Raw genomic sequence first — 23,184 nt, forward strand, 5'->3', positions numbered from 1 at the left:
GTATGACCATCGCAATATTACCCGCTCGCCTCGCTAACCAAATTGCCGCAGGCGAAGTAGTAGAACGCCCAGCCTCTGTTGTAAAAGAACTTGTTGAAAATAGCATTGATGCTGGCGCTACCACCATTAAAATTGACATTGAAAAAGGCGGTGCTAAACGTATCCGCATTATTGATAACGGTAAAGGTATTGCTAAAGCCGAGCTAGCATTAGCCTTGAGCCGACATGCAACCAGTAAAATTAAAGATCTTGATGATCTAGAAGCTATTAGTAGTTTGGGTTTTCGTGGTGAGGCATTGGCCAGTATAAGTTCTGTTTCACGTTTAACCTTAACCTCGAAACCTGAAGCTCAAGAGTCAGCATGGCAAGCAAATGCCGAAGGTCGAGATATGGCGGTGTCAATTAAGCCTGCTGCTCACCCAAATGGCACGACTATAGATGTTAGCGACTTATTTTTTAACACACCAGCAAGGCGAAAATTTTTACGTACTGAAAAAACAGAATACGCTCATATAGAAGAAGTAATCAAACGTATCGCGTTGGCAAACTTTGATATTACTTTTGTCTTGTCACACAACCATAAAATTATTAAACAGTTTCGTGGCGCAACCACAGCCTTGCAACGCAGTAAACGTGTTGCGCAAGTGTGTGGTCAAAAGTTTATTGATAATGCTATTGAAGTCAATTGTGAGCATGGTGGCTTACATTTGCACGGTTGGATTGCTCAACCGAGTTACTTTAGAAATCAGAATGACTTAAGCTATAGTTATGTTAATGAACGCATGATGCGCGATAAATTAATTAATCACGCTATTCGTCAAGCATATGCTGACATGCTGCCTAGCGATAGTTATCCTGCGTTTGTTTTATTTTTACAGCTCGACTTTAGTGAAGTTGATGTGAATGTGCACCCCGCCAAGCATGAAGTACGGTTTCACCAAGGTCGCTATGTGCATGATTTTATTTACTCAGTTTGTAATCGAGCTTTACAAAGTGAGCTCGAATTCAATGTTGATAATACCACGGGCGAAATTTTTTCTACGCCAAACTCCGATAGCAGCCAGCAGCAAGCTCATAGTCAGGCTTCGAACTTTGTTACGCCGTTAAGACCTCACGCTGATGCCCAGCAAGCAACAGCTACATCAAGTTCTTCTCAGACAAGAAATCAGCTAGGAAATCAATTAGAAAATCAGTCAGTAAGTCAGAAAGGTGAATATCATCAAGCATATAACAGTCAGCGTAGTAATGGGCAAAGTTATAGTAGCAAGGTAAATAATCAGGCTAGCAAAGCCTATAGTGATTTAATGACACCGTTGGCGAACGAGCCCCAGATTTCAGAGCCGGTGATTACACATTCACAACCTCTAATACAAAATGCACAACCTAATAATATTGCTCAAGTTATTGAAGACAATAGCGCTGATGTTAATAAAATACTGTTTTGGCAGGCTCCACATTATTTAGTTTTTCAACACCACGATACTTTACGTTTATTGTCGGTTACAAAACTTGATTTACAACTTAAGTTACAAGTAATCAAACAACGTTGGCATGAAAAGCTTGTTAGTCAGCCACTATTATTACCGGTAAAAATATCGGTCAGTGAAGAAGTCGCCAACTTTGTCCAAATAAATGAAAATCAATTTCAGCATATAGGGATGGAAATTCGTCAACAAAATTCAACAACATTACAAATTCGACAGTTTCCCGCTTTGCTTCGGAATCAAGATATAGCAAATAGCTTTGATGCGTTAATTAAGCAACTAGACGTTGAAAATACTACCGAAGCACACTCAGAAACAGCGTGGCAAATCGCGTTGGCTGAACTTATGTTGAACCGAGAATCTACGCAAGCCTATGCATTACAAGTTTGGCGAAATGCAGAAAGTCATTTTAATTGTCAATTTGAACAGCAACTACGCTTGAATTCTGTAGTGATAGACCTCACATCATTCATAAATCAGATAAAGTAAATTATTACCAAAATGACTAAGGCGTTAAACCAACAGAATATTAACCTGCAAGAACCACCCGTTATTTGCCTAATGGGTCCAACTGCGTCAGGTAAAACTGCCTTAGCAATGGCATTATGTGATGCATTGCCATGTGACATTATTAGTGTCGACTCTGCGTTAGTTTTTAAGGGAATGGATATTGGAACGGCGAAACCTACGGCAGAAGAATTAGCCGCCTATCCGCATCAGTTAGTCGACATTAGAGATCCTATCGAAAGTTATTCTGCTGCAGATTTTTGTCATGACGCACTTAAAGCCATCGCAAAAAGTAGAGAAAATGGCCGTATACCTTTATTGGTTGGCGGTACTATGATGTATTTTAAAAGTTTAATTGAAGGAATATCACCACTTCCTGAGGCCGATCAAGACATTCGCAATGCTATAGCGCTAGAGGCAGCTGACAAAGGTTGGCTTGCACTGCATGAAGAATTACAGGGTTTCGATCCTGTTTCTGCCGAGCGTATTCATCCTAATGATCCCCAAAGGCTTGCACGTGCAATAGAGGTATATCGAAAGTCTGGTAATACTTTGACACAATTAACTGCAATAAAAGGTGATATAGTCAGTGGAAATGTTTTACAGTTTGCTATAGCACCAAAAGAGCGAAGCGATTTGCATGCACGCATTGAGCTTCGCTTTGAACAAATGATAGCGCAAAACTTTGAACAAGAAGTTATTGCACTAAAAGAAAGAGGCGATTTGCACCTTGACTTACCTTCGATTCGTTGTGTTGGTTACCGGCAAATGTGGCAATACTTAGCAGGTGACTTCTCTCACGAAGACATGGTTTTTAAAGGTGTGTGTGCGACTCGTCAGTTAGCAAAAAGACAGTTAACCTGGTTAAGAAGTTGGCAAAATTTACATTGGTTGCATATGGAAGATGAAAATAATTTAAAACTTATTTTGTCGGCAGTGAGCAAACTGTAAACATTGATGTATAATTAAACTGGTTGCGCAGTTTTCAGCTAGTTAATTGAATTACTATAATAAAATATTTGAACTAAATATTTCACTTTTTACTAAAAATAACAAAAGGGGCCAAATAATGGCAAAGGGGCAATCTTTACAAGACCCATTTTTGAATGCGTTACGTCGTGACCGTATTCCAGTAGCAATATATTTAGTTAATGGCATTAAATTGCAAGGACAAGTAGAGTCATTTGATCAATTTGTAATTTTACTTAAAAACACGGTTAGTCAAATGGTATATAAACACGCCATTTCAACGGTAGTGCCGGCGCGTGCAGTTACAACTATGCCAAGCCCACAAGCGAATCAGGAAATAGAAGATTAATGCAAAAAGCTAGTATTGTATGGAGTCGCTCATTTGTTTGATAGGTATCAGGCAGGTGAGCAGGCGATACTTGTTCATGTAGATTTTCCAGATGATAACACCCGCGAAGATATACAAGAGTTTGAAATGCTTGTTGATTCTGCAGGTATAAATTCGTTAAATATCGTTACAGGTAAACGCAATACTCCGCATCCTAAATATTTTGTTGGCACAGGGAAAGTTCAAGAAGTTGCTGACGCAGTACGTATGTTCGATGCGAATATTGTTTTATTTAACCATAGCTTATCGCCTTCACAGGAAAAAAATATCGAAGCCTTGTGCGAATGTCGTGTGGTTGATCGCACAACATTGATTTTAGATATTTTTGCCCAGCGCGCTCGCACGCATGAAGGTAAGTTACAGGTAGAATTAGCGCAATTACGCCACATGAGCACTCGCCTTATTCGTGGTTGGACTCATTTAGAGCGCCAAAAAGGTGGTATTGGTTTACGTGGCCCAGGTGAAACACAGCTTGAAACTGATCGTCGTTTACTTCACGAACGTATGGTTAATATTCGTAAGCGATTAGGTAAAGTTGAAAAGCAAAGACAACAAGGCCGCCGAGCAAGAACCCGCGCTGAGATCCCAACAATTTCCCTCGTTGGATATACCAATGCTGGTAAATCAACCTTATTTAATAAAATAACTCAAGCGGACGTTTATGCCGCAGATCAATTATTTGCTACCTTAGACCCCACTTTACGTAAAATTGAAGTTGAGGATGTTGGTCGTGTTATTTTGGCTGATACTGTCGGTTTTATTCGTCATTTGCCTCATGACTTAGTTGCTGCATTTAAAGCGACCTTAACCGAAACACGTGAAGCCGAGTTATTGTTGCATGTAATAGATATTGCCGATGAACGACGAACTGAAAACATTGAACAAGTAGAAGAAGTTTTAAAAGAAATAGAAGCGGGCGATGTACCGCAGCTATTAATTTGTAATAAAATAGACCGCTTAGATGATGTTGAGCCGCGGATTGATCGTGATGATCAAGGATTGCCAATTCGCGTATGGCTCTCAGCACAGCAAGGTATTGGTATTGAGTTATTATTCCAAGCGCTTTCGGAGCGATTAGGAAAAGAAATAATTCAACATTTACTGTGTTTACCGCCGAGTGCTGGTAAAATTCGCGGTCAACTTTACGAGTTAAATTGTATAACTGATGAACGTTATGATGAGCAAGGTAATTGTTTACTCGACATAAAATTACCAATTAGAGAATGGCATCAGTTACTAAAACAAGATGAAGCAGAAATAGAGCACTTTATTCAAACTTAACAGACTGATATATTACGTGAAACGCAGTGTTTTATCGTTTATACCCCGTTCCATTTCAAGATGCTCTGAAATAGCATCTTGAAGTGGTAGGGGTATATATAGCAGTTAGCGCATTAATTTTTATAGCGGAGAATAGCATGGCTTGGAATGAACCGGGGAATAACGAGAAAGATCCCTGGAAAAATAAAGGTGGTAAGAATCAAGGTCCACCTGATCTAGATGATCTATTAAAAGATATCGGCAATAAATTTGGCGGTATATTTGGCGGTGGCAAATCAGGAGGCGGATCAGGAAAAAGTTTTTCTAGTATCGGCATCATGGTTGTTCTGGTTATATCGATATTAGTTTATGTATTTGCAGGCTTTTTTACTATTAAAGAAGCTGAAAAAGGTATTGTTTTACGCTTTGGTCAGTATGCCGGAACGGTAGAACCTGGCTTGCGTTGGAAGTGGACGTTCGCAGAACGTATTATTCCTGTTGATATGCAAACTACACGTAACCTACCGTCATCTGGTTTTATGTTGACCAAAGACGAAAACGTTGTTCGTGTAGAAATGGAAATTCAATACCGTGTTGTTGACGCTCGTAATTATGTTTTTAGTGTAACTAATGCAGATGAGAGTTTAAGCGAATCACTAGATAGTGCTTTGCGCTATGTTGTTGGTCATGCAAACATGGACGACATTTTGACTAGTGGTCGTGAAGCCGTACGTCAAGCTGTTTGGAAAGAGCTAGAGAAAATTATTGATCCTTACAATTTAGGTCTGATTATTGTTGATGTTAACTTCAAGGATGCTCGTCCGCCAAACGAAGTTAAAGATGCATTTGATGATGCTATTTCTGCACAAGAAGATGAAGTGCGCTTTTTACGTGAAGCTGAAGCCTACGCTCGTGGTATTGAACCTCGTGCCCGTGGTCGTGTTAAGCGTTTAGAGCAAGAAGCGTTAGCTTATAAGTCACAAGTTTTACTTGATGCTGAAGGTGATGTAGCGCGTTTTAACAAGTTGTTACCAGAATACAAAGCTGCGCCTGAAGTTACTCGCCAACGTATGTACATTACATCGATGGAAAAAGTATACAGCAACACCAGCAAAGTAATGGTTGATGTTGATGGTGGCAATAACATGATTTACTTACCTCTAGATAAAATTATGCAACAACAATCTGGCGGTCAACGTGTTATTCAACAATCATCACCGACGACGATAAATCAATCGTCAAACAGCAATAATACTGCGCCAACATTATCTGGTCGTAATGATCGATTCAATAATGGGAGAGACTAAGCCATGAAGAATTTTCTATTGGCAATTATTGCCTTAATACTTGTGCTAACGGTTTCGTCTGTTTTTGTAGTAATTGAAGGCCAACGTGGCATTGTTTTCCAATTCTCAAAAATTAAACGTGATGGTGATACCGGCGACATGAAGGTTTATGAGCCTGGTTTACACTTTAAATTTCCGTTTATTAACCAAGTACGTAAACTTGATGCACGTATTCAAACCTTAGATGATGCGCCTGATCGATTCGTAACATCTGAAAAGAAAGATTTAATGGTCGACTCATTTGTTAAATGGCGCATTGTTGATTTTTCTACTTACTACTTACGTACATCAGGTTCAATTGAGAATGCTCGTGCTTTACTTAAACAGAAAGTAAATAATGGTTTACGAACTGAAATTGGTACGCGTACTATCAAAGATATTGTCTCTGGTGAACGTGACGATATTATGGCTAAAGCACTGGAAAGCGCTGCAAGTAGCCGTGAAGATTTAGGTATTGAAGTGATTGATGTTCGTATCAAAGCTATTAACCTACCTACTGAGGTCAGTAATTCAATTTACGAGCGTATGCGTGCTGAACGTACCGCTGTGGCGAAAGAGCATCGCTCACAAGGTCAAGAGCAAGCTGAAATCATTCGTGCAACTATTGATGCAAAAGTTACCGTAATGTTAGCGACAGCACAGAAAGAAGCACAAGAAATTCGTGGTGAAGGAGATGCTTTAGCAGCAAAAGTTTATGCTGATTCTTATGGCCAAGATGCTGAGTTTTATAACTTCTTTCGTAGTTTAGAAGCTTACGAAAAAAGCTTCAGCGATAAGAGTGATATCTTAGTAGTTAAGCCTGATAGCAATTTCTTTAATTACCTAAAAGACAGTAAAAAGTCGAATTAAGATTAGTGTTAAGCTGAACTTTGAAAAGCATGATTTAGTTATAACGCCACTCGTTTAAAAGCGAGTGGCGTTTTTATATCGAAAAATATAATTTTAGTTATTGAAACTGCAGCTTGAGAGTGCGCTTTCATTTTCTCACGTATGAACGTTGTTGCTAATTACTGCAAACTTGTATTTATTTACACCTGCTAATACATTAATGGCTTTTCGCTCATATTGATTTACGTAAAATAACGCTCTGTATTCGGCTGGCTATGTATCTAAAATATGCTTACAAAAAACTAGGCCTCACACGTTTTCAAACAAACATGCCTGATGCGCTTGTATGGTCTCTGAGGCTAGTTGTTTCAATACTTGTTGTGTTGCTTCGTTGACATCAATATCTTTAATAAAGGGCAGTAAATCTGCCGCTTCTCCAGTAATGACTTCATAGAAAACAAAAGCGGTGAGCAGTTGCCCTGTTAAAGCAGCATGATTGCCGTCAGGTGTATGAAGTACCAGTTGAGGTAGGGTCATGATGACTTTATCCCAAGTTAAGCCAATAGGTGCTACACACGACTTTTGTATTTCTGCAATTCCAGTATGAATTTGATGCACTCGTTTCCCTTCTTGCCTTTTACCTTGTTGCGGGTGCTCTGGAAATAGTATTGGGGTTATACCTAGACTTTTAGCTTTTTTAATCCAAGATAGTGCGGCAGTAACAGGGTAGGTTGTCGCACCCGATTGAGAATATTTTTGCCCTTGTAAAATCACATGTGTCCAAGGTTGGTTTTCAAGTAGATCAATCCTTTTCTGTTGTGTTGATCTGTTATCTAGAAAACCTCCCCCTGCATTCTGTATAGTGATGGTGGCAAAGGGATTACCTGCGTTCAGTAACTTCTTTAGTAAACTGCTTAGCCCAATGACATGGCTATTGCCAAAGAGTAATACTTGGTAATTATTAGCAAATCGGTTGTCAGGAATTTCCATGTTAGAGTCAGACACTGCAATGTTTTCGGGAGGTTCAATGGGGTTTGTTATTTCTGTTTTATTGTTATCACCAGAGCAAGCTGACAACAAAAATGTCATCAGTAAAAAACTATAAATTGTACGCATAGTTGATCCTTATTAAATGTGAAGTGTTTTGACATTGGTGGTATTAGTTAATCAGCACTTGCTCAATGCTCCCTTTTAACCCATTATCTGCGTTAAAACGTCGATAAATAGCGCGCTATTGATTCACTTGAGTATCAAACACTCATTATCCAGAGTTCAGGTTAGTTAAAAACAGCGCTATAAATTTGCTTTAAAGCCTCTGCGTTATAACTGCTTTCGTGTGGTACATTATTTAATGAAGTGAAACGAACATCTTTAGCGCAACCCTCCCATACTTGTGTTTCGCTACCACTACTTTCATTGATAACTTTAGGGTGCTCTATGCTAGTAAATGTGTCGCTACAGCCATTGATTAACAGCCAATGGGCAAGTGTATCTGTAACAGATTTAATCGCGCCTGTGCTTCTGCCGCTTATAGGGACTTCTCTATCTTGTGGGCTATGTAGATGATGTAAAGTTACTGGTGTTAATGTTGAGCAAGCCGTAAATTCGCCACGAAACTGTCCAGCTAAAGTAACCACTGAAGTTAAATGTTCTGGAATGTGGCAAGCAAGTTTATAAGCCATAAACCCGCCAGCGGAGTAACCAAAAACATAGACTTTATCTGTGGTTACATCATTGTCAGCTCTGATCTGTGCTAGCAGATTAAGAATAAAGTCGACATCAATATTACTCGCACTCGCATTATTAAGACTTTCCCATCCCCAAGTTTCATTTCTCCCTTCAGGAGCAACCGAGAGTAATTTTTCGCTAATACTTAATGTTTTAGCATCAAATATTTTACTCACTTTTTTAGCTGAGCCAGGGGCACCATGTAAAAATAGAGCGATACCTTCAATTGCATCATCAGGTTTGTAAACAATGGCTTCTCGGTTCTCTATGCTAATACAGCTCGCATCCGTATCAAGCGATTGTCCAGCACATGTTTTAATAACTGGGGTCGGCTGTGTAATTTTTTCATCTTTACTGCCAGATCCGCAAGCTATCAGTAGGCAACATGAAGCAATAGTAAGGCTAAGTATCTGGATTTTATTCATGATATTTCTCATCTAATTTCTTATCAAATTATGGTGACTAGGTAGGTTCGAAGTTTGTCAGTTTCTTGATTTGCTTCAATAAAGAGGTAACAATGATTTTATAATGAAATGATAATGACGAAGAAAGTGATGAATAAAGTGATGAATAAAGTGATGAATTATTAAATGCGGTTTTTATTTGGCGATATTATTGTTGATGTAGAGCAGGTAGCACTTTTTAAAAATACTAAACGTATCGAGTTTGAGCCGAGAGTTTTTGAATTATTAGTGTATTTTTGTCAACACCCTCAAGAGGCTATTTCAAGAGAAGAGCTAGTTGCTCAAGTGTGGCGAGGTCGTGTTGTTAGTGATGCAGCCATAAACCGAGCTGTTGGTGAGCTACGAAAACTAATAGAAGATGACTCATCCGCGCCGAAATGGATTAAAACAGTAAGTAAAGTAGGCTATAGATTTACAGAAGTACCAACTTTACAGCATATAACCGATGAAGCTAGCTCAGCTGAGTTGATGGCTAATGCGCCTGCCCCAAAAAATAATAAAGCTTCTCATGACGACACAATAGCCGTAAAAGAGTCTGCTGAGCAAAAATTACCTTTGTTAAGTGCCAGTCGAGTATGGGTTTTAGCTGTATTATTACTCATCATAATTTTCTTGTATAAACTTTCAGACGCTAAGAGTGAACCAGAAGCTTTAAGAGTTGTTGCTTGGCAACCGATTACATCTACATTGGGTAGTGCTTTTAATGCGAGTTTTGAGCCCAAAACTGGTTCACTTGTTTATTTGCACCGAGCAAATGCTGATGCTACTGCACAGCTGCAGATGAAAAAAGCTGACGGTTCAATTCAAGCTATTTCCGATGACAATTATTATTACACCGACGTATTGTTTGCCAGCGATGGCTTTATTTATGCTTCAAGATTAAATAACTTACAACAAAGGCTATGTGAAATAGTTAAAATAGACTTATCTACAATGGTGTTTTCTACCGTTGTTGAATGCGGCACAAGAGTGGTAACACCGCTTGTTTATGATGAGAGAAAGCGCCGCTTAATTTATCGTTCTAGAGCAAGCATATCTGAGCCGTATGCAATGTACTCTTATCAGCTTGATACCGGAAGAAAACAACAACTTACTCACCCGGCTCAAACCGGAAATACTGTCGGGGATTATGCTTTTTCTATTTCACCTGACTTTCAAACGTTAGCTGTTATTGAATATAGTGGCGATGAAACCGATAAAATTAAACTTATTTCGTTAAACGATAACTCGATTACGTTGAGCGCAACCGTTATCGATAATGTTTACGGCATGATGTGGCATTCAGCCGATAAAATATTATTGGCCAATAATACGGGGCTTTTTGACTTTAATATTGACCACAGTCTGTTAAAAAATATAGCGCACGGTGATCAATTTAGTCGGCTTTCAATCGGAGATTCTCCTCGCACTGTAATAACCGAACGCAGCCAATCTACGGTTAATATAGTAAGTTACTCTATGCAAAATAGTGAACTAAAACCACTGACAAAAAGTAGTGGGATTAATCTTAATCCAGCGCTTGGCAATAATACTAACGTATTGGCATTCTTATCTAATAGAGCCGGTAAAGAACAAGTATACATACAAGATGAAAATGCAAACGTTAGTGTGGCTAAGTTCGATGAGGAAATAGCTTATATCGGCGCCATTTCTTGGTCACCAAACGATGATGAAATAGTGGCGAGCATTAATAATAGTTTGTATTTGTACAGTTTGAATAATAAAAAATGGCAAAAAATAGCTGAAAACTTTACCAAAGTGCATCACGTTGCTTTTACATCGGGGCACATCCTATTTAGTGCTGAAGTTGATGGGCAATGGAATATTTGGCAGTTGTCTTTAAACAATAAAAGGGTAACCCAGTTAACTGCTAAAGGTGGTTATAGCGTACAAGGTAATCAAAATAATGTTTATTATACTAAATTTAATCACTCAGGCTTATATCAATTAGATGTAAAAACCGGTGTTGAATCTATGCTTATTGCTGAGTTTCCTATTTCTGGTTGGCGTCATTGGCAGTGGCGAGATAATAGGATTTATTATTTGAAAGATAAATCCTATATGGCACTGAACCTAAACACAGGTGAGCATCAAGTTATGTTTAACTTTAAAGGCAGAATACCCAACAGTTGTCATACCGCTTATGAACACAACTTTTTTGCTTGTGAAAAGGTTGACTCAAGCAGCAGTAATGTTTGGCAATTTCAGTTGTCTAACTAATCTTTATTATTGCTTTAGCCAGCGGAATATAAACTAGCGGCCATGTTATATGATCTTTTTACGTATATATCGCGTAATAAAGACCATGCTTAGGTTTTATTTTATAAGTACTATTGCGAGTGCTTAAATCGATTAATTATGAGAGAGAAATATTGTTACCACATAAACTATCGGGTGTGATTTTTGACTTAGATAATACGTTAGTTTCTTCAGCGTTAAATTTCGACGATATTCGTGACGCCTTAGGGTGTGAGAAAAATATAGACCTACTCGATTTTGTAGAAAGTTTACCAGAAAGCCAGAAAATACAAGCGAATGAACTATTAGTTGAGTTTGAAATTAATGATGCGAGAAATACCGAGAAGCTACTTGGAACAGATCAACTATTGGCACTATTGTCTGGCTTAAATATTCCTTGTGCCATTGTTACCCGCAATTGTCGTGAAGCCGCATTAATAAAGGTTAAGCATAACAATATTGCTATTGAACAGGTTTTTACCCGGGCTGATCACAAAGCTAAACCCGCACCAGATGCTTTATTGCATGTTGCGAAACTGTGGAATTTTCCTGCTGAAAATATATTATATGTGGGTGATTATCTTTATGACCTGCAAGCAGCTAAAAATGCTAATACTATGTCTTGTTTAGTTACCCATGGCGCTGAAGTTGATTATGCCAGTATGGCGACTATTGTGGTAAATGAACTGACTCAGTTAAGCGAAACTATTGCTCAAATTTTTGCTCGTGAAACTGTAGGTATTGCTAAATAAGCATTGTCTAAAAAAGTTTATTGTTTAAAGGTGTACTCAAGTTTTGCTTTGAGTTTATGATACCTTGATTTTAGTTATTTCAGTGTCAGCAGTTACTCAGCAACCATTTAAATACACCTTCTTTATTACTGACGAAATAGGGCAAAGCAGTTGATTGATTTTTCCGATCCACACAGCACTGAACTCGCTTCCGCCTCCAGGCATCCTGCTTTAACGTCTATGGGCGAGACAGAAGATATCGGCCATTGGCGTATTACTAACGATAGCGTTATGGGAGGTAAGTCGGCAGGTAATTTTATCTTACAGAAGAATTACGCACTTTTCAGCGGTAATATTTCCTTGGAAAATAATGGTGGATTTAGTTCGGTTTATCGTTCGATTAGTCCGTTAGAAAAAGCACTTAGCAGGGTATGCATTAAGGTGAAGGGCGATGGGCTTACTTATCAATTAAGGTTGAGCGTAAATGTTGATGGTTATCGCTTAGCTTATAAACATAATTTCACTACGATTTCCGATCATCTAGCACAATTAAGTTTTTTATTGACTGACTTTCAAGCTACTTTTCGTGGACGAAATATAGCTAAAGCACCTATTCTGCTATCTGAAAATATTATTGAAATAGGCTTTTTAGTTAAGAGAAAAGTGTCTGGCCCATTTTCATTAGCGATAAAAAGTGTAGATTTCGAGTAAAGACCTGTTAATTAATCGAAGAACGATTCAAATATACCCATAAGTCATGGTTATAACGTGTGAGATGTTAGTTACCAGTTAATCTTTTCGCCTTGCCAATCAAGGTAACTTGCCATTTGATCATGTGGCGTTTTTTCAACGATTTCTAATAACTGCTTCGCGACGAACTCTGCACTAAAAAGCTTACTTTCAGGCACATTTTTTTGAAAGGGTTTTGATAATGGTGTATCCGTTGTTCCCGGATGAAAAGCAATTAACTTAATGTTTTTGGCTCGTCGAGCTAGCTCTATTGCTGCGGTTTTCACCATCATATTTAATGCTGATTTTGATGCCCTATAGCTATACCAACCGCCTAAACGATTATCACTGATACTGCCAACTCTGGCACTAAACAGTACAAATGTGCAGGGAGATTTCCCTGTTAATACCGGGGTTAACTTTTGTATCCACAGCATTGGCGTTAAAGTGTTTGAGCTGATAACGTCAATAAAAGATTCTGCATTAAAGTCCTCTAAACGTTTTTCTGGGGTTATGGTGCTGTTATGTAATACACCGTTACAAACAAATACCTGGGTGATTGGCGCTTGGTTGTCTTGTGATAGTTGCGATATAGCTTGGTCAATAGACTGTGGCTGATAATCTTTGAGTTTAATTTTGGTAACATTTGATGAATTAGCTTTATACTCTGGTTGATCATCATCAGCGAAATTACGGCTAATCAATATTAAATTGGCGCTATCTTCAGCGATGATTTGCTTAGCAATAGCTTTACCTATGTCGCTACTTGCGCCTATTATCAAGGTTTGCTCGGTTCTCATAACATGCTCCTGAAGTACAATGGGTAGTTTTGATGTTAAATATTTTAGCGAGTAATGCTGAAATTTGGTGTCGATATTTCGCTAAGCCTAGATATATCCAATGACTTATTGTTTTAATAATAGGCCAATTTAAAGGAGCGACCCAAAAGCCTTTACCTACCAGTGTCCAGGCTCTATGAGTTACTTCTAGACCAAGTAATAGCTGAGCATTGTAATGCCCATGCAATATTTTCATTGCTTCATCAAAACAAACGCTGGGGTAACGTGTTGAAAAGTCATCTTCATGTATATTGACTAACTGAATCTTGTTTTTTGCATCATGTTTTTTAAGATGTGCCATTTCAGTTGCACATAATGGGCAATTACCATCATAGAAAATCGTTAACATTAATTTATCTCACCAAATAACATATATTTGCAGTTATCTTATGCTTCGCCATTAATAGTAATACACTTAGGTAAAGTCTCAGGTTTAGCGTAACTCAAACGTGAAAGCCTTTGGCTAGTGTGATAGCTGTCGAGGCCCGAAACCATAACCGTGTTTAATGATTCGATGTCGATGTAACCATCGTTTTTAATTGCGGCTTCTTGGCATAAAATATGAGTAATTTCACCAATAACAAGCACTGTGTTATTCAGCTCAATTGGTATTATAGACTTTAACGTTAGTGCATACTTAAGTTGGCTCTCTTCAACAAAAGGTGCTTCTATACCCGCTATTGACTGTGCTGTTAGCCCCGTTTGTTTAAATTCGCATTGCTCTTCTTTATAACGGGCTGAGGTTTGATGGGCTGCTTGCCAAAACCCTTCAGCTACTTGATTGATGGTATATTGTTGTGTTTGTTTGATGTTTTTCAAGGTATGTCGATCAACACTGTCTGGACGTGAAATAAAGCCGACCAAGGCAGGTGATGCACCAAGGTGAAATACAGAACTAAAAATAGCTAAATTATGTGTTTGGTTCTGGTTAGTGGTACCAATAAGGTTGGCACTTTTAAAACCCGATAAACTGTTAATCATTTGAGCTCTATATCGAGGCTCCATCGCGTTTAATTGCGCTTTAGTTATATTTTTCATTTAAGTCATATTTATTCCACAGTACTTTAAATTTATATACGAAATTGGCAATGCTTAGGATCACCAAATATGAAGTGCAGCTACTCGCAATAAGTACTTAGAACAGTCCTTTATTAAGAAATATTCTCATGTATTTTTATATTTTTTCAATATTGTTTAATTTTCATAAAAATTTAAAAGCAGACCTAGCGTTACCTGCTAGTATTATTATTTAATGGTTGCAGTACTGTAATTAATCTAAAACGATGCTTAATTAATAGGATATATCATTAAATATGCATATAATAAGTATAAATAATGCATAGATAAAAAGGAGATTTACGCTTTGCATGAAAAAAAACGATTAGCGCCTTTTATATTGGTGTTCGTAATCATGGGTGTTGCAATTTGCTACTTCTACGTTGCAAATTTTACAGCCCAAGAAAAGCATCCCATCACTATCGCCGTTTCTAAAACGCCATTGTCTGCGCCTTTTTATGTTGCTAACGCTATAAATGCTTTTGAAAATACCTGTGCAAGTGTCGAAGTTGATGAAGTTGTTGGTGGGCAAGCAGCATTTGAAAAAGTGATGAGCGGTAAAGTTGATTTTGGTACAAGCTCTGACTCTGTGATTGCATTTCAAAGCTTAAACTCGCAAGAATTTGTAACACATGCCATGTTTGTTCAATCAGATAACGATGTGAAATTAATTACTCGCACAACTGATAATATTGACTTAATGAGTGATCTCAAAGGTAAACGGATAGGAGTTACTAAAGGCACGTCTAGCGAATATATTTTGAGTACATTACTTGCTATTGAGGGGCTAAGTATGAGTGATGTTGAATTACATCACTATAAGCCTGAAAATCTGTTGGCAGGTTTTAGTCAGCAGGAAGTTGACGCCATTCTTCCGTGGGAACCTTTTGGCTTTCAAGCGTTACAATTACTCAGTGAAGAAATAAAAATTCACGACACTAAAAGTTTAAGTACGCTAAGCTTTAACTTAATTTCTCAAACCGCAGATAAAAAACTACTAAAAAAAGCTAAGTGTGTTATCGAAGGTTTACGTATCGCAATTGATTATATCGTGTCTAATCCCGAAGCAGCGAAAAAAATAGTCATAGCAGAATTAAATGTAGAACCTGAGTTTATTGCCTGGGTATGGTCTGATTATATTTTTAAGCTCGGGCTAAATCATTCTTTAATGTTAAACATTAAATCTCAAGCTATTTGGGCAATGGAGTCACAATCTGAAGAGTTTGAACATGTTCATAATACCGAACGTATTTTTGATAGCAGAGCGCTTACTATGGTTAGTCCTGGGTCAGTAAACCTATCGATGTAAATAAGGATTTACTATGAAGTTGAGCCTACAAAAACAAATTTACGTATTTACCTTTAGTAGTTGCATATTTTTTCTCGCGCTTGCGATCAGTATTTTATGGTCAATTCAGGTTGTAAATGTTGCATTGGAGCGAGAAAGGTACGCCAATAAAGTAGAAAACCATGCTAACATTTTGAAGCAATTTATAAGTATAGAGAACATTTATGCAAGCGACTTTAATACCGATAGTTGGTTGGCTTTAGATCGTGAATTTAGTGAATTGCTCTTAAAAACGCCAAATTTAACAGCTCAACAACAGACCATTCAAAATAGTATCGAAAGTCAGAATAAAAATGTACTTCGTTTATTCAACGCCATTAATAAAAATAAGTTATTAAATGCAGATAATAAAATTAAACAACACTTAAAAGCGCGATTAATTAATCAGTTAGAGGCAATAAGAGCTGATTCTAAACACTTATTCAATATAGTGCAGGTTGATATTAATTCTGTCATAAAACGACAAGTTACATGGATATTATCGGTGTTGCTCTTGAGTTTATTTACTTTGGTTTATGGTGCTTTTAAATTAGTGCGAATTTTTAGAACGTCACTTCAAGAAGTTAAATCAGCTTTTGTAAAAACTAGTTGTGGTAATTTTCAAAAAATAGAACTGTCTAACACATCAGAAGAATTTGAAAATATTGCTAGTGCATTTAATGACATGAATACCGAGTTGAGTGAAACAACGGTATCTTTAGAGTCAATGACTAAAATTGTTGCAGAAAGAACAGAAGTGTTAGAAAAGTTATCTAACACCGACCCGTTAACGAACGTTGCTAATCGACGTGCCTTATTTGAACGCGGTAATGCTGAATTTGCTCGGGTACAAAGAAGCCATAATAAGTTCACCGTTATATTGCTAGATTGTGACTTATTTAAAGATGTTAATGATCAATATGGTCATGCATTTGGTGATGAAGTGCTCAAACATATTTGTAATATATGCAGCACAGAAATTCGTAATATTGATTTTTTTGCCCGCTATGGTGGCGAAGAGTTCATTATACTTTTACCTGAAAGTGAATTAGCAGGTGCAGTGAAAACGGCTGAACGTATTCAAAAATCTTTAGCAAGTAATTGCCCTAGTTTTGAAGGTAACGAAATAACAGTAACCCTAAGTTTAGGCATTTGTACCGTTAGCGACAGCCACACTAATTTTGAAGCGGTAATAAAAGATGCCGACATCGCTATGTATCGAGCCAAGGAAAGTGGTCGAAATAGAATTGAAGTGTTTAAAAGCACATCATAATCAACAACAAGTTAAGCTCTGTGGTTAGAGATCCAGACTGTTTGATATGGTGCTAACATAACTTCTTGAGTTAAAGCGGTTATTTCTTCGCCTCTGATTAATTCTACCCATGCCTCTGTAATAATTAAATTGAGTTCACTTAATGGTAGTGAGGCAGGTTTGTCCGAAATATTTGTCACACAAAACACGCTTTGTTTTCTATTTTGACTTTGTCGCCAAAAGCCAAACAGTTTTACACCTAAGTGCAAGGTAAATTGGGTTGCATTAGGGTGAAAAGCTGGTTGTTTAATACGTGTGTTTAACAAAGACTTTAAAGTGGAAAGCACTTTGCCATGATGCAAGTTAGTATTTGCTAAAGCGGCTTCTAGTTCACTTTCATCCCAGCGATGTCGATTTATTGAGCGATTATTGTGGGTGTTGGCAAGCTTATTATAATCGTTTTGCGTACCTAACATGCTATGAATATAAATCCCAGGTACACCTTCAAGTGCAAACATAATGGCATGAGCACAAATAAAACGTTCAAAATTCCACTCGTCTTTACCTTTTACCGTACCTTGTAGCGCATCATAAAGGGCTATGTTCATTTCATACGGTTTTTGTTCGCCTTGGTCTGATGTTCGCCACGATATTTTACCGCCAAAACTTTCGATAGTTTGCACTAAATTATCTAGCTCAGTGTCATTTAACAAACCTTCTGCAGGGCGTAAGCCAATGCCGTCATGTGAAGCAATAAAATTGAAGTACATGGTGCCGTTTTGTGAAGGTGGCATGCTCATCAGCCAACGCTTTAAATGGGTGCAATTACCGGTAAGTAAAGTGTTGATTAAGAGCGGAGGCAGCGAGAAGTTATAGATGCCATGGGCTTCATTAGCGTTACCAAAATAGGTCAGGTTTTGAGTGTTAGGGATATTGGTTTCAGTAATAATTATGGCTTGCGAGTCGGCAGACTCAATCAACGTGCGTAATAGTCTAACCATCTCGTGCGTTTGGGGTAAGTTGATACAATCGCGGCCGACAATTTTCCAAAGAAAAGCAATCGCGTCAAATCTAAATATTTTAACGCCACTATCAAGATATTGTCGAATGATTGAGGTAAAGGCTTTTAGTACCTCGGGATTTCGAAAGTCAAAGTCAACTTGGTCATGGCTAAATGTACACCAAACAAATTTTTGTCCTTGGCCGGTCATTACCTCTTTTAGTAAGGGGGATGTTCGTGGTCGAACGACATTAGATAAGTCGTCATCTAATTGCGCAGTAAAGAAAAAGTCATGCCCTGGTCCTTCACCTTTTATAAAGTTATCGAACCAGGCACTGCGGCTTGAGCAATGATTAATAACTAAGTCTGACATTAATTGATAATCTTGACTTATTCTGGTGATTTCTTGCCAAGAGCCTAAAGATTCATTAACAGAAGAGTAATCAATAACCGAAAAACCATCATCTGAACTATAAGGAAAAAAGGGCAGAATATGTACACTGTTAATAGTGTCTTTTACATGACTGTCTAAAAATTTTTTCAATGTTTTTAGAGGTGCTTGGTCTGTTTTTATAATACTGTCACCATAAGTGATTAATATTATGTCGGTCTCTGACCAATGGTTGGTAAAAGGCGTTGGGGCTTCGGTATCGCACGTTAACCGCATTATGTCTATGAGCGCATCTGCAATATCATCAATAGACTGCTTTAGGGTTATCCCTTGATAAATCGTCGAAAGCTGTTGGGTTAATTTGTGTTTTAACGGTTCGCTCTGCGCTAGCATAGTCATAGTCGGCCTCCTTATGATTGATTAAACTCTTGGTTATCTAATTCTACAGCGGTTTTTAGTTGCGATAATATATCAGGAATTGCACTTACGACTCGGTTCCAAGACGGTATGAAAGGTGTTTCCATTGGGTTTTCTAAAAAAGTATTACCTGCAGTTAAAATATTTTCAGCAAACATTTCTACCGCTTTTTCTTCATTGTGAATATCAAGTTCAAGGCCGTTCATCATTGCATCGTTTCGATAGGTTTCAACATAATCGAGAGCGATACGGTAATAGGTTGCTTTTAACGTTCTGAATTTTTCAGCACTAAAAGTTTCGCCTTGTGTAGCAAGCTTACGAATAAACGCTTTACTGATATCAATAGACATTTTAGATAAGCCACCTGCGGTGTTATCTAATGATAAATCCTGATGCTTATGATCATACGTTGCGGCTATATCTACTTGGCATAAGCGGTTTGGAGAATAGTTACGATACATTTCAGACAACACGCCTATCTCTAATCCCCAGTCACTTGGAATGCGAATATCACTGAGCACATCTCGGCGGAATGAAAACTCGCCCGCTAGTGGGTATAAAAAACTGTCCATATATTCGAGATAGTCACAATGGCCAACGGTTTTCTTTAAGGCTTTTATCAGTGGCGTCACAAGTAATCGTGAAACTCGACCATTAATCTTTCCTCCGGCTACTCGGGCATAAAATCCTTTCGAAAATTCATAATTAAATAACGGATTAGCGACTGGGTAAAGTAGTCGATCGAGCAGCTCTTTTTCATAAGTTAAAATATCGCAGTCATGCAGCGCAATTGATTCCGCTTTACCAGACGCTAGAATATAGCCCATGCAATACCAAACATTACGACCTTTACCGAGTTCTTTTGGTGCTAGCCCCAATTTTTGCAATTTTTTATCAATTGCCTGTAGTCTTGGACCATCGTTCCACAATACTCTGTGATGCTGAGGTAATTGTCCAAAAAACGATAGGGCATGTTTATATTGGGCTAAATCGGCACGATCTAAGCCTATAACTATTTCAGATAAGTATTTTACGTCTTTTATTTTACCTATAATATCTGGTAAGGCTTTTCCTTCTAATTCAGAGAATAAAGAAGGAAGAATAAGTCCTAAAGAGCGCGTTTTTGAGAATTCTAATAACTCAGCTGCCATATTTTCTGGATCGCGCTGAGCTAGGTTATGTAACGTGGTTACGGTTCCATTTTGATAAAAGTCAGCCATGTTATTCCTTTGATTTAATTGCGAGTGAATTTGATTTAGCGGTTACGTTCTGCATTATTTTACTTTTTGGGGTATTGCATTTATTTGCTCAGCGAGCAGATGTTGTATCGATTCTGCCCAGCCTTCTGGGCCATATAGCTGTGTTTGGCTAGTTCGATACTTACGATACAATGTTGGGAAGTCATGCACTGGGGAGCGAATTTGCACGGCAATATCTGCAGCATCTAACATGGGGGTGTCATTTTCACCGTCACCTAAAGCCAGGGTGTATACTGAAAAATTGTTATAATGCTCTCGATATTGCTCGGTTAACCAAATCAGCGCTTGGCCTTTGTCACAGAAACCTCCCACATGAATAAATCTGCCGCCATGTACTACATTTGCACCTAATTCCACTAAATGTAAGATGAAGGATTTTTTAGTTCCATCGTCGCCTAACCACTGAATAGGCTCACCATACTGACGCTGTTTTGCTCGTGCAGCTTGCGCTAAATCTAGCCCGGTTATTTGGCTCAATTCTTCCACCGAGAACGATGAAAACCCACGGTAATACTGCTTAAAGTCGTGGCTATGTTCAGTAAGTAAATCTAACCAATGTTTGCTAGGTAAACAGAATGACTTTACCCAATAATCACCGACACTTTCAGTATCTTTAGGCTGGATATCGAAGGTGTTTTTGGGAATATATACCGCAGCGCCATTTTCGATAATAAAGGGGGTATCAAGTTTAAGTTCTGTTTTTATAACTTCAAGCTCGGCCAATGTTTTACTGGTATTTAATATTACCGGTATTTTTGCTTGCTGCAGCTGTAGCAATGTTGCATCAGCCGCAGTTGACTTATAACTATAATGGTCAAGCAGAGTTCCATCTAAGTCGCTGAATATAATTGGTTTTTTACTATTCATGCATCATCCGTCACTGGCATATCTGAAATGTTTCTAGCGTAATCTAAATAAAATATTGCATCAGCAGATTGAGAAATCGTATTGCAGGCTTGTACACTAAGCCTTTGAAAATATTGTGTGAAATTTAAAATACCAGCTGACTTCATTATTTTAGAGTTAGACAAGCCCTGATTTTTAGCCTTTAATTTTTCTTCTTGCTCTAAACGCCATTTGTAGACACAGTCAAATGAAGGCGCTTGCAGTGCTAGCCAAAAATCCATTGTTCTATATAGAGGTTGGTAGTGTTGTTGTAGTTGTTGGTTAACATAATTACGCCAGTCTCCGTTACTGTCGTGTTTAAGTTCTAGTTCATTTACCGGTGAACTGAGTTGTTCTGCTGTTTGCGGCTTTACACCCCAACACCAGCCTTCCAACAATATAATGTCTATCGGTTTTTCAATAACTTGCCATTGTTCCTGAGGATACGGTTCATCAGTAGCTTTATTAAATCTGGGGATAGTAAAGCCAACTTCTTGCGCCTTTAGTTTTACTAGCGTACTTTCTAGCATAGCTATGTCATGGGTGCCGGGAACGCCTCGTGTAGCGAGTAATGGGTGAATATCTCGTGCTAAAGCCTGACGCTTTTCGCCAGTATAATAAAAGTCGTCTAGCGACATTACCACGATATTCAAGTTATGGGTTTTTGTTAAATATTCTGCGATATAATCGGTGAGGGTTGACTTTCCGCTACCTTGACAGCCATTAATGCCGACAAAGTAGGCATGACTACTTTTGCTAAATTGGTTGAAAATTCGCTCTGCGAGAGGTTGGTAATAATCTTTCGCAGTTAGTCTAAATTTTTCAGGTAATTTATGTTGTTTAATAAAAGTAGAAAGCATAATTTTCACTGTGGCTCATTATTTATATCTTAATACTTTCAACTCTTATGCCAGTATATCTAGTTAATAACGTTTGCAGGTAATACGCTGTAAACTAAGATGTATTTTTTGATTTTTTGTTTTTTAAGGAAAGGGTGGTACTCGTTCAACTGCACCAATGAAGCTAGTTGCTCTATTTTGGTGCAACTAATTTTTTGTGGAAGAGTGAGCGCTGTTGGCTGATGTTTCGCCAGTAGTTTATAAAAACTACTTCAGTAATCGCATTGAAATTGCTTTTATTTAAATTTTGCATTCAAATAATAAAATCGATGATCTTACTTTTAATAAACTTGCTGCGATTATTTTCTAATGTATGTCGGTTTTGACATAAATATAAGGTTTCATTTACTGAGTTTTCTAATGCGTGCACCTTTAGTGCTTGAGGGTTACCAAAAGCATTTACCGCATTTAAAGGTAATACTGTAAAGCCAATACCTCGGCTAACGGGCTCTAAGATCAAGCTAATTTGATTAGAAAAACCCCGATGTTCGAGTTGACTAATATGTTCAAATTGAGGGAAGTTTTTACTCAGTAAAAGCTGAGCATGATGTTGACCATCAGGGTGGTTTATAAAACCAATTTTAGTCAGTTTTTCCCAACTTATACGACTAATATCATGTGACGTAACTAATACTAAAGGTTCATCAGTTACTTTTTGGCTAACAATATTCTCCGCTTTACTCAGCTCAGTAACCAAGCCAATATCAATTTTACGTTCAACTAAGTCCTGCGCTATATTTTTATTTGGTGCAAATTTATAGTCTATAGATAATGTAGCGTGTTGTTGCTGAATATCGAGCATGTAAGGGTATAACGTTAAGCCAATGCTGCCAGGTGAAGCAATACTTACTGTTCCTGTATATTGGTCATCATATTTTATTGCCTTTTCAAGCTCGGCTGAGCGTTGTAATAAATTTTGGCCTTGTTGGTTTAATTTAATGCCGGCATCGGTGAGAGAAAAAGACTTACCTTCACGAATTAATAAAGCTGTACCCAATTGCTGCTCTAATTTCTTTACTTGTTGGCTTACGCCAGATTGCGTCATATAAAGTAATTCAGCCGTTTTAGTGAAGTGACCCACTTCAACCAAGGTACAAAATGTTTTTAACCAAATAAGACTTATCATAACGAAATGTAATCATAATTATTATTAATGATAATTTTTAGTAATTTATATTGTTCTCTAT

General features: G+C 37.9%; 21 protein-coding genes. 11 read left to right on the top strand and 10 right to left on the bottom strand.

Going from position 1 to position 23,184, the window contains the following annotated elements; translation table 11 throughout:
- Positions 1-2 precede the first annotated feature (2 nt).
- The 6 genes from mutL to hflC all read left to right on the top strand — a co-directional run bounded on the left by mutL (position 3) and on the right by hflC (position 6,803).
- Complete coding sequence (mutL, locus tag AC27H3_RS11960; RefSeq protein ID WP_487106496.1) at positions 3-1,973, top strand: DNA mismatch repair endonuclease MutL; 1,971 nt, start codon at positions 3-5, stop codon at positions 1,971-1,973.
- Between the two features lie 12 nt (positions 1,974-1,985).
- On the top strand, positions 1,986-2,942 hold the full coding sequence (gene miaA / locus AC27H3_RS11965; RefSeq protein WP_487106497.1) for a tRNA (adenosine(37)-N6)-dimethylallyltransferase MiaA: 957 nt from the start codon (positions 1,986-1,988) through the stop codon (positions 2,940-2,942).
- 118 nt (positions 2,943-3,060) lie between these two features.
- Positions 3,061-3,309 (top strand): RNA chaperone Hfq, encoded by a 249-nt coding sequence (gene hfq, locus AC27H3_RS11970; RefSeq protein WP_487106499.1) that lies wholly within the window; start codon positions 3,061-3,063, stop codon positions 3,307-3,309.
- A gap of 33 nt (positions 3,310-3,342) precedes the next feature.
- On the top strand, positions 3,343-4,629 hold the full coding sequence (gene hflX, locus AC27H3_RS11975; protein ID WP_487106500.1) for a ribosome rescue GTPase HflX: 1,287 nt from the start codon (positions 3,343-3,345) through the stop codon (positions 4,627-4,629).
- A 137-nt stretch (positions 4,630-4,766) separates the two neighbouring features.
- Entirely contained in the window at positions 4,767-5,915 is a 1,149-nt protein-coding gene (gene hflK / locus AC27H3_RS11980; protein ID WP_487106501.1) for an FtsH protease activity modulator HflK, read from the top strand.
- A gap of 3 nt (positions 5,916-5,918) precedes the next feature.
- A complete protein-coding gene (gene hflC, locus AC27H3_RS11985; protein WP_487106502.1) occupies positions 5,919-6,803 on the top strand; it encodes a protease modulator HflC in 885 nt (294 codons plus the stop codon).
- Between the two features lie 288 nt (positions 6,804-7,091).
- Here the strand turns inward: hflC and AC27H3_RS11990 are convergent, their stop codons facing one another.
- Positions 7,092-7,898 (bottom strand): hypothetical protein, encoded by an 807-nt coding sequence (locus AC27H3_RS11990; RefSeq protein WP_487106504.1) that lies wholly within the window; start codon positions 7,896-7,898, stop codon positions 7,092-7,094.
- 161 nt (positions 7,899-8,059) lie between these two features.
- On the bottom strand, positions 8,060-8,935 hold the full coding sequence (locus AC27H3_RS11995; protein WP_487106506.1) for a CE1 family esterase: 876 nt from the start codon (positions 8,933-8,935) through the stop codon (positions 8,060-8,062).
- A 165-nt stretch (positions 8,936-9,100) separates the two neighbouring features.
- On the opposite strand from AC27H3_RS11995, the gene AC27H3_RS12000 reads away from it, so the two are divergent.
- The 3 genes from AC27H3_RS12000 (at position 9,101) to AC27H3_RS12010 (ending at position 12,654) form a co-directional block, all read left to right on the top strand.
- On the top strand, positions 9,101-11,194 hold the full coding sequence (locus AC27H3_RS12000) for a winged helix-turn-helix domain-containing protein (RefSeq protein WP_487106508.1): 2,094 nt from the start codon (positions 9,101-9,103) through the stop codon (positions 11,192-11,194).
- A gap of 152 nt (positions 11,195-11,346) precedes the next feature.
- The gene (locus AC27H3_RS12005) at positions 11,347-11,964 is read left to right on the top strand and encodes an HAD family hydrolase (RefSeq protein WP_487106510.1); all 618 of its coding nucleotides are present in this window, start codon (positions 11,347-11,349) and stop codon (positions 11,962-11,964) included.
- Between the two features lie 150 nt (positions 11,965-12,114).
- Positions 12,115-12,654: a CIA30 family protein gene (locus tag AC27H3_RS12010; protein WP_487106512.1), complete on the top strand. Its 540-nt coding sequence runs from the start codon at positions 12,115-12,117 to the stop codon at positions 12,652-12,654.
- A 71-nt stretch (positions 12,655-12,725) separates the two neighbouring features.
- On the opposite strand, the gene AC27H3_RS12015 is transcribed toward AC27H3_RS12010, so the two are convergent.
- The 3 genes from AC27H3_RS12015 to AC27H3_RS12025 are packed head-to-tail and all read right to left on the bottom strand — an operon-like array spanning position 12,726 to position 14,549.
- Positions 12,726-13,472, bottom strand: a complete 747-nt coding sequence (locus AC27H3_RS12015) for an SDR family NAD(P)-dependent oxidoreductase (protein WP_487106513.1) — start codon at positions 13,470-13,472, stop codon at positions 12,726-12,728.
- Positions 13,435-13,860 (bottom strand): thiol-disulfide oxidoreductase DCC family protein, encoded by a 426-nt coding sequence (locus AC27H3_RS12020; protein WP_085306052.1) that lies wholly within the window; start codon positions 13,858-13,860, stop codon positions 13,435-13,437. Before AC27H3_RS12020 ends, AC27H3_RS12015 begins: the two co-directional genes overlap by 38 nt.
- Before the next feature lie 38 nt (positions 13,861-13,898).
- Positions 13,899-14,549 (bottom strand): flavin reductase family protein, encoded by a 651-nt coding sequence (locus AC27H3_RS12025; protein WP_487106515.1) that lies wholly within the window; start codon positions 14,547-14,549, stop codon positions 13,899-13,901.
- Positions 14,550-14,874: 325 nt separating this feature from the next.
- Here AC27H3_RS12025 and AC27H3_RS12030 point away from each other — a divergent pair, with 325 nt between their 5' ends.
- Together AC27H3_RS12030 and AC27H3_RS12035 are read left to right on the top strand one after the other, a co-directional pair.
- The gene (locus AC27H3_RS12030; protein ID WP_487106517.1) at positions 14,875-15,876 is read left to right on the top strand and encodes an ABC transporter substrate-binding protein; all 1,002 of its coding nucleotides are present in this window, start codon (positions 14,875-14,877) and stop codon (positions 15,874-15,876) included.
- A 13-nt stretch (positions 15,877-15,889) separates the two neighbouring features.
- Positions 15,890-17,167: a GGDEF domain-containing protein gene (locus AC27H3_RS12035; RefSeq protein ID WP_487106518.1), complete on the top strand. Its 1,278-nt coding sequence runs from the start codon at positions 15,890-15,892 to the stop codon at positions 17,165-17,167.
- An 11-nt stretch (positions 17,168-17,178) separates the two neighbouring features.
- Here the strand turns inward: AC27H3_RS12035 and AC27H3_RS12040 are convergent, their stop codons facing one another.
- The 5 genes from AC27H3_RS12040 to AC27H3_RS12060 form a co-directional block, all read right to left on the bottom strand.
- A complete protein-coding gene (locus AC27H3_RS12040; RefSeq protein ID WP_487106579.1) occupies positions 17,179-18,930 on the bottom strand; it encodes a sugar phosphorylase in 1,752 nt (583 codons plus the stop codon).
- Positions 18,931-18,947: 17 nt separating this feature from the next.
- Positions 18,948-20,174, bottom strand: coding sequence for a glycosyltransferase family protein (locus AC27H3_RS12045; RefSeq protein WP_487106520.1), 1,227 nt, complete (start codon positions 20,172-20,174; stop codon positions 18,948-18,950).
- Between the two features lie 54 nt (positions 20,175-20,228).
- Positions 20,229-21,080 (bottom strand): HAD-IIB family hydrolase, encoded by an 852-nt coding sequence (locus tag AC27H3_RS12050; RefSeq protein WP_487106522.1) that lies wholly within the window; start codon positions 21,078-21,080, stop codon positions 20,229-20,231.
- The gene (locus tag AC27H3_RS12055; RefSeq protein ID WP_487106580.1) at positions 21,077-21,958 is read right to left on the bottom strand and encodes a kinase; all 882 of its coding nucleotides are present in this window, start codon (positions 21,956-21,958) and stop codon (positions 21,077-21,079) included. The genes AC27H3_RS12050 and AC27H3_RS12055 overlap by 4 nt, the downstream gene beginning before the upstream one ends.
- A 292-nt stretch (positions 21,959-22,250) precedes the next feature.
- The gene (locus AC27H3_RS12060) at positions 22,251-23,123 is read right to left on the bottom strand and encodes a LysR family transcriptional regulator (RefSeq protein WP_487106524.1); all 873 of its coding nucleotides are present in this window, start codon (positions 23,121-23,123) and stop codon (positions 22,251-22,253) included.
- Positions 23,124-23,184: the final 61 nt, after the last annotated feature.

This window comes from Colwellia sp. NW0002-52-1 (genome assembly GCF_057550865.1).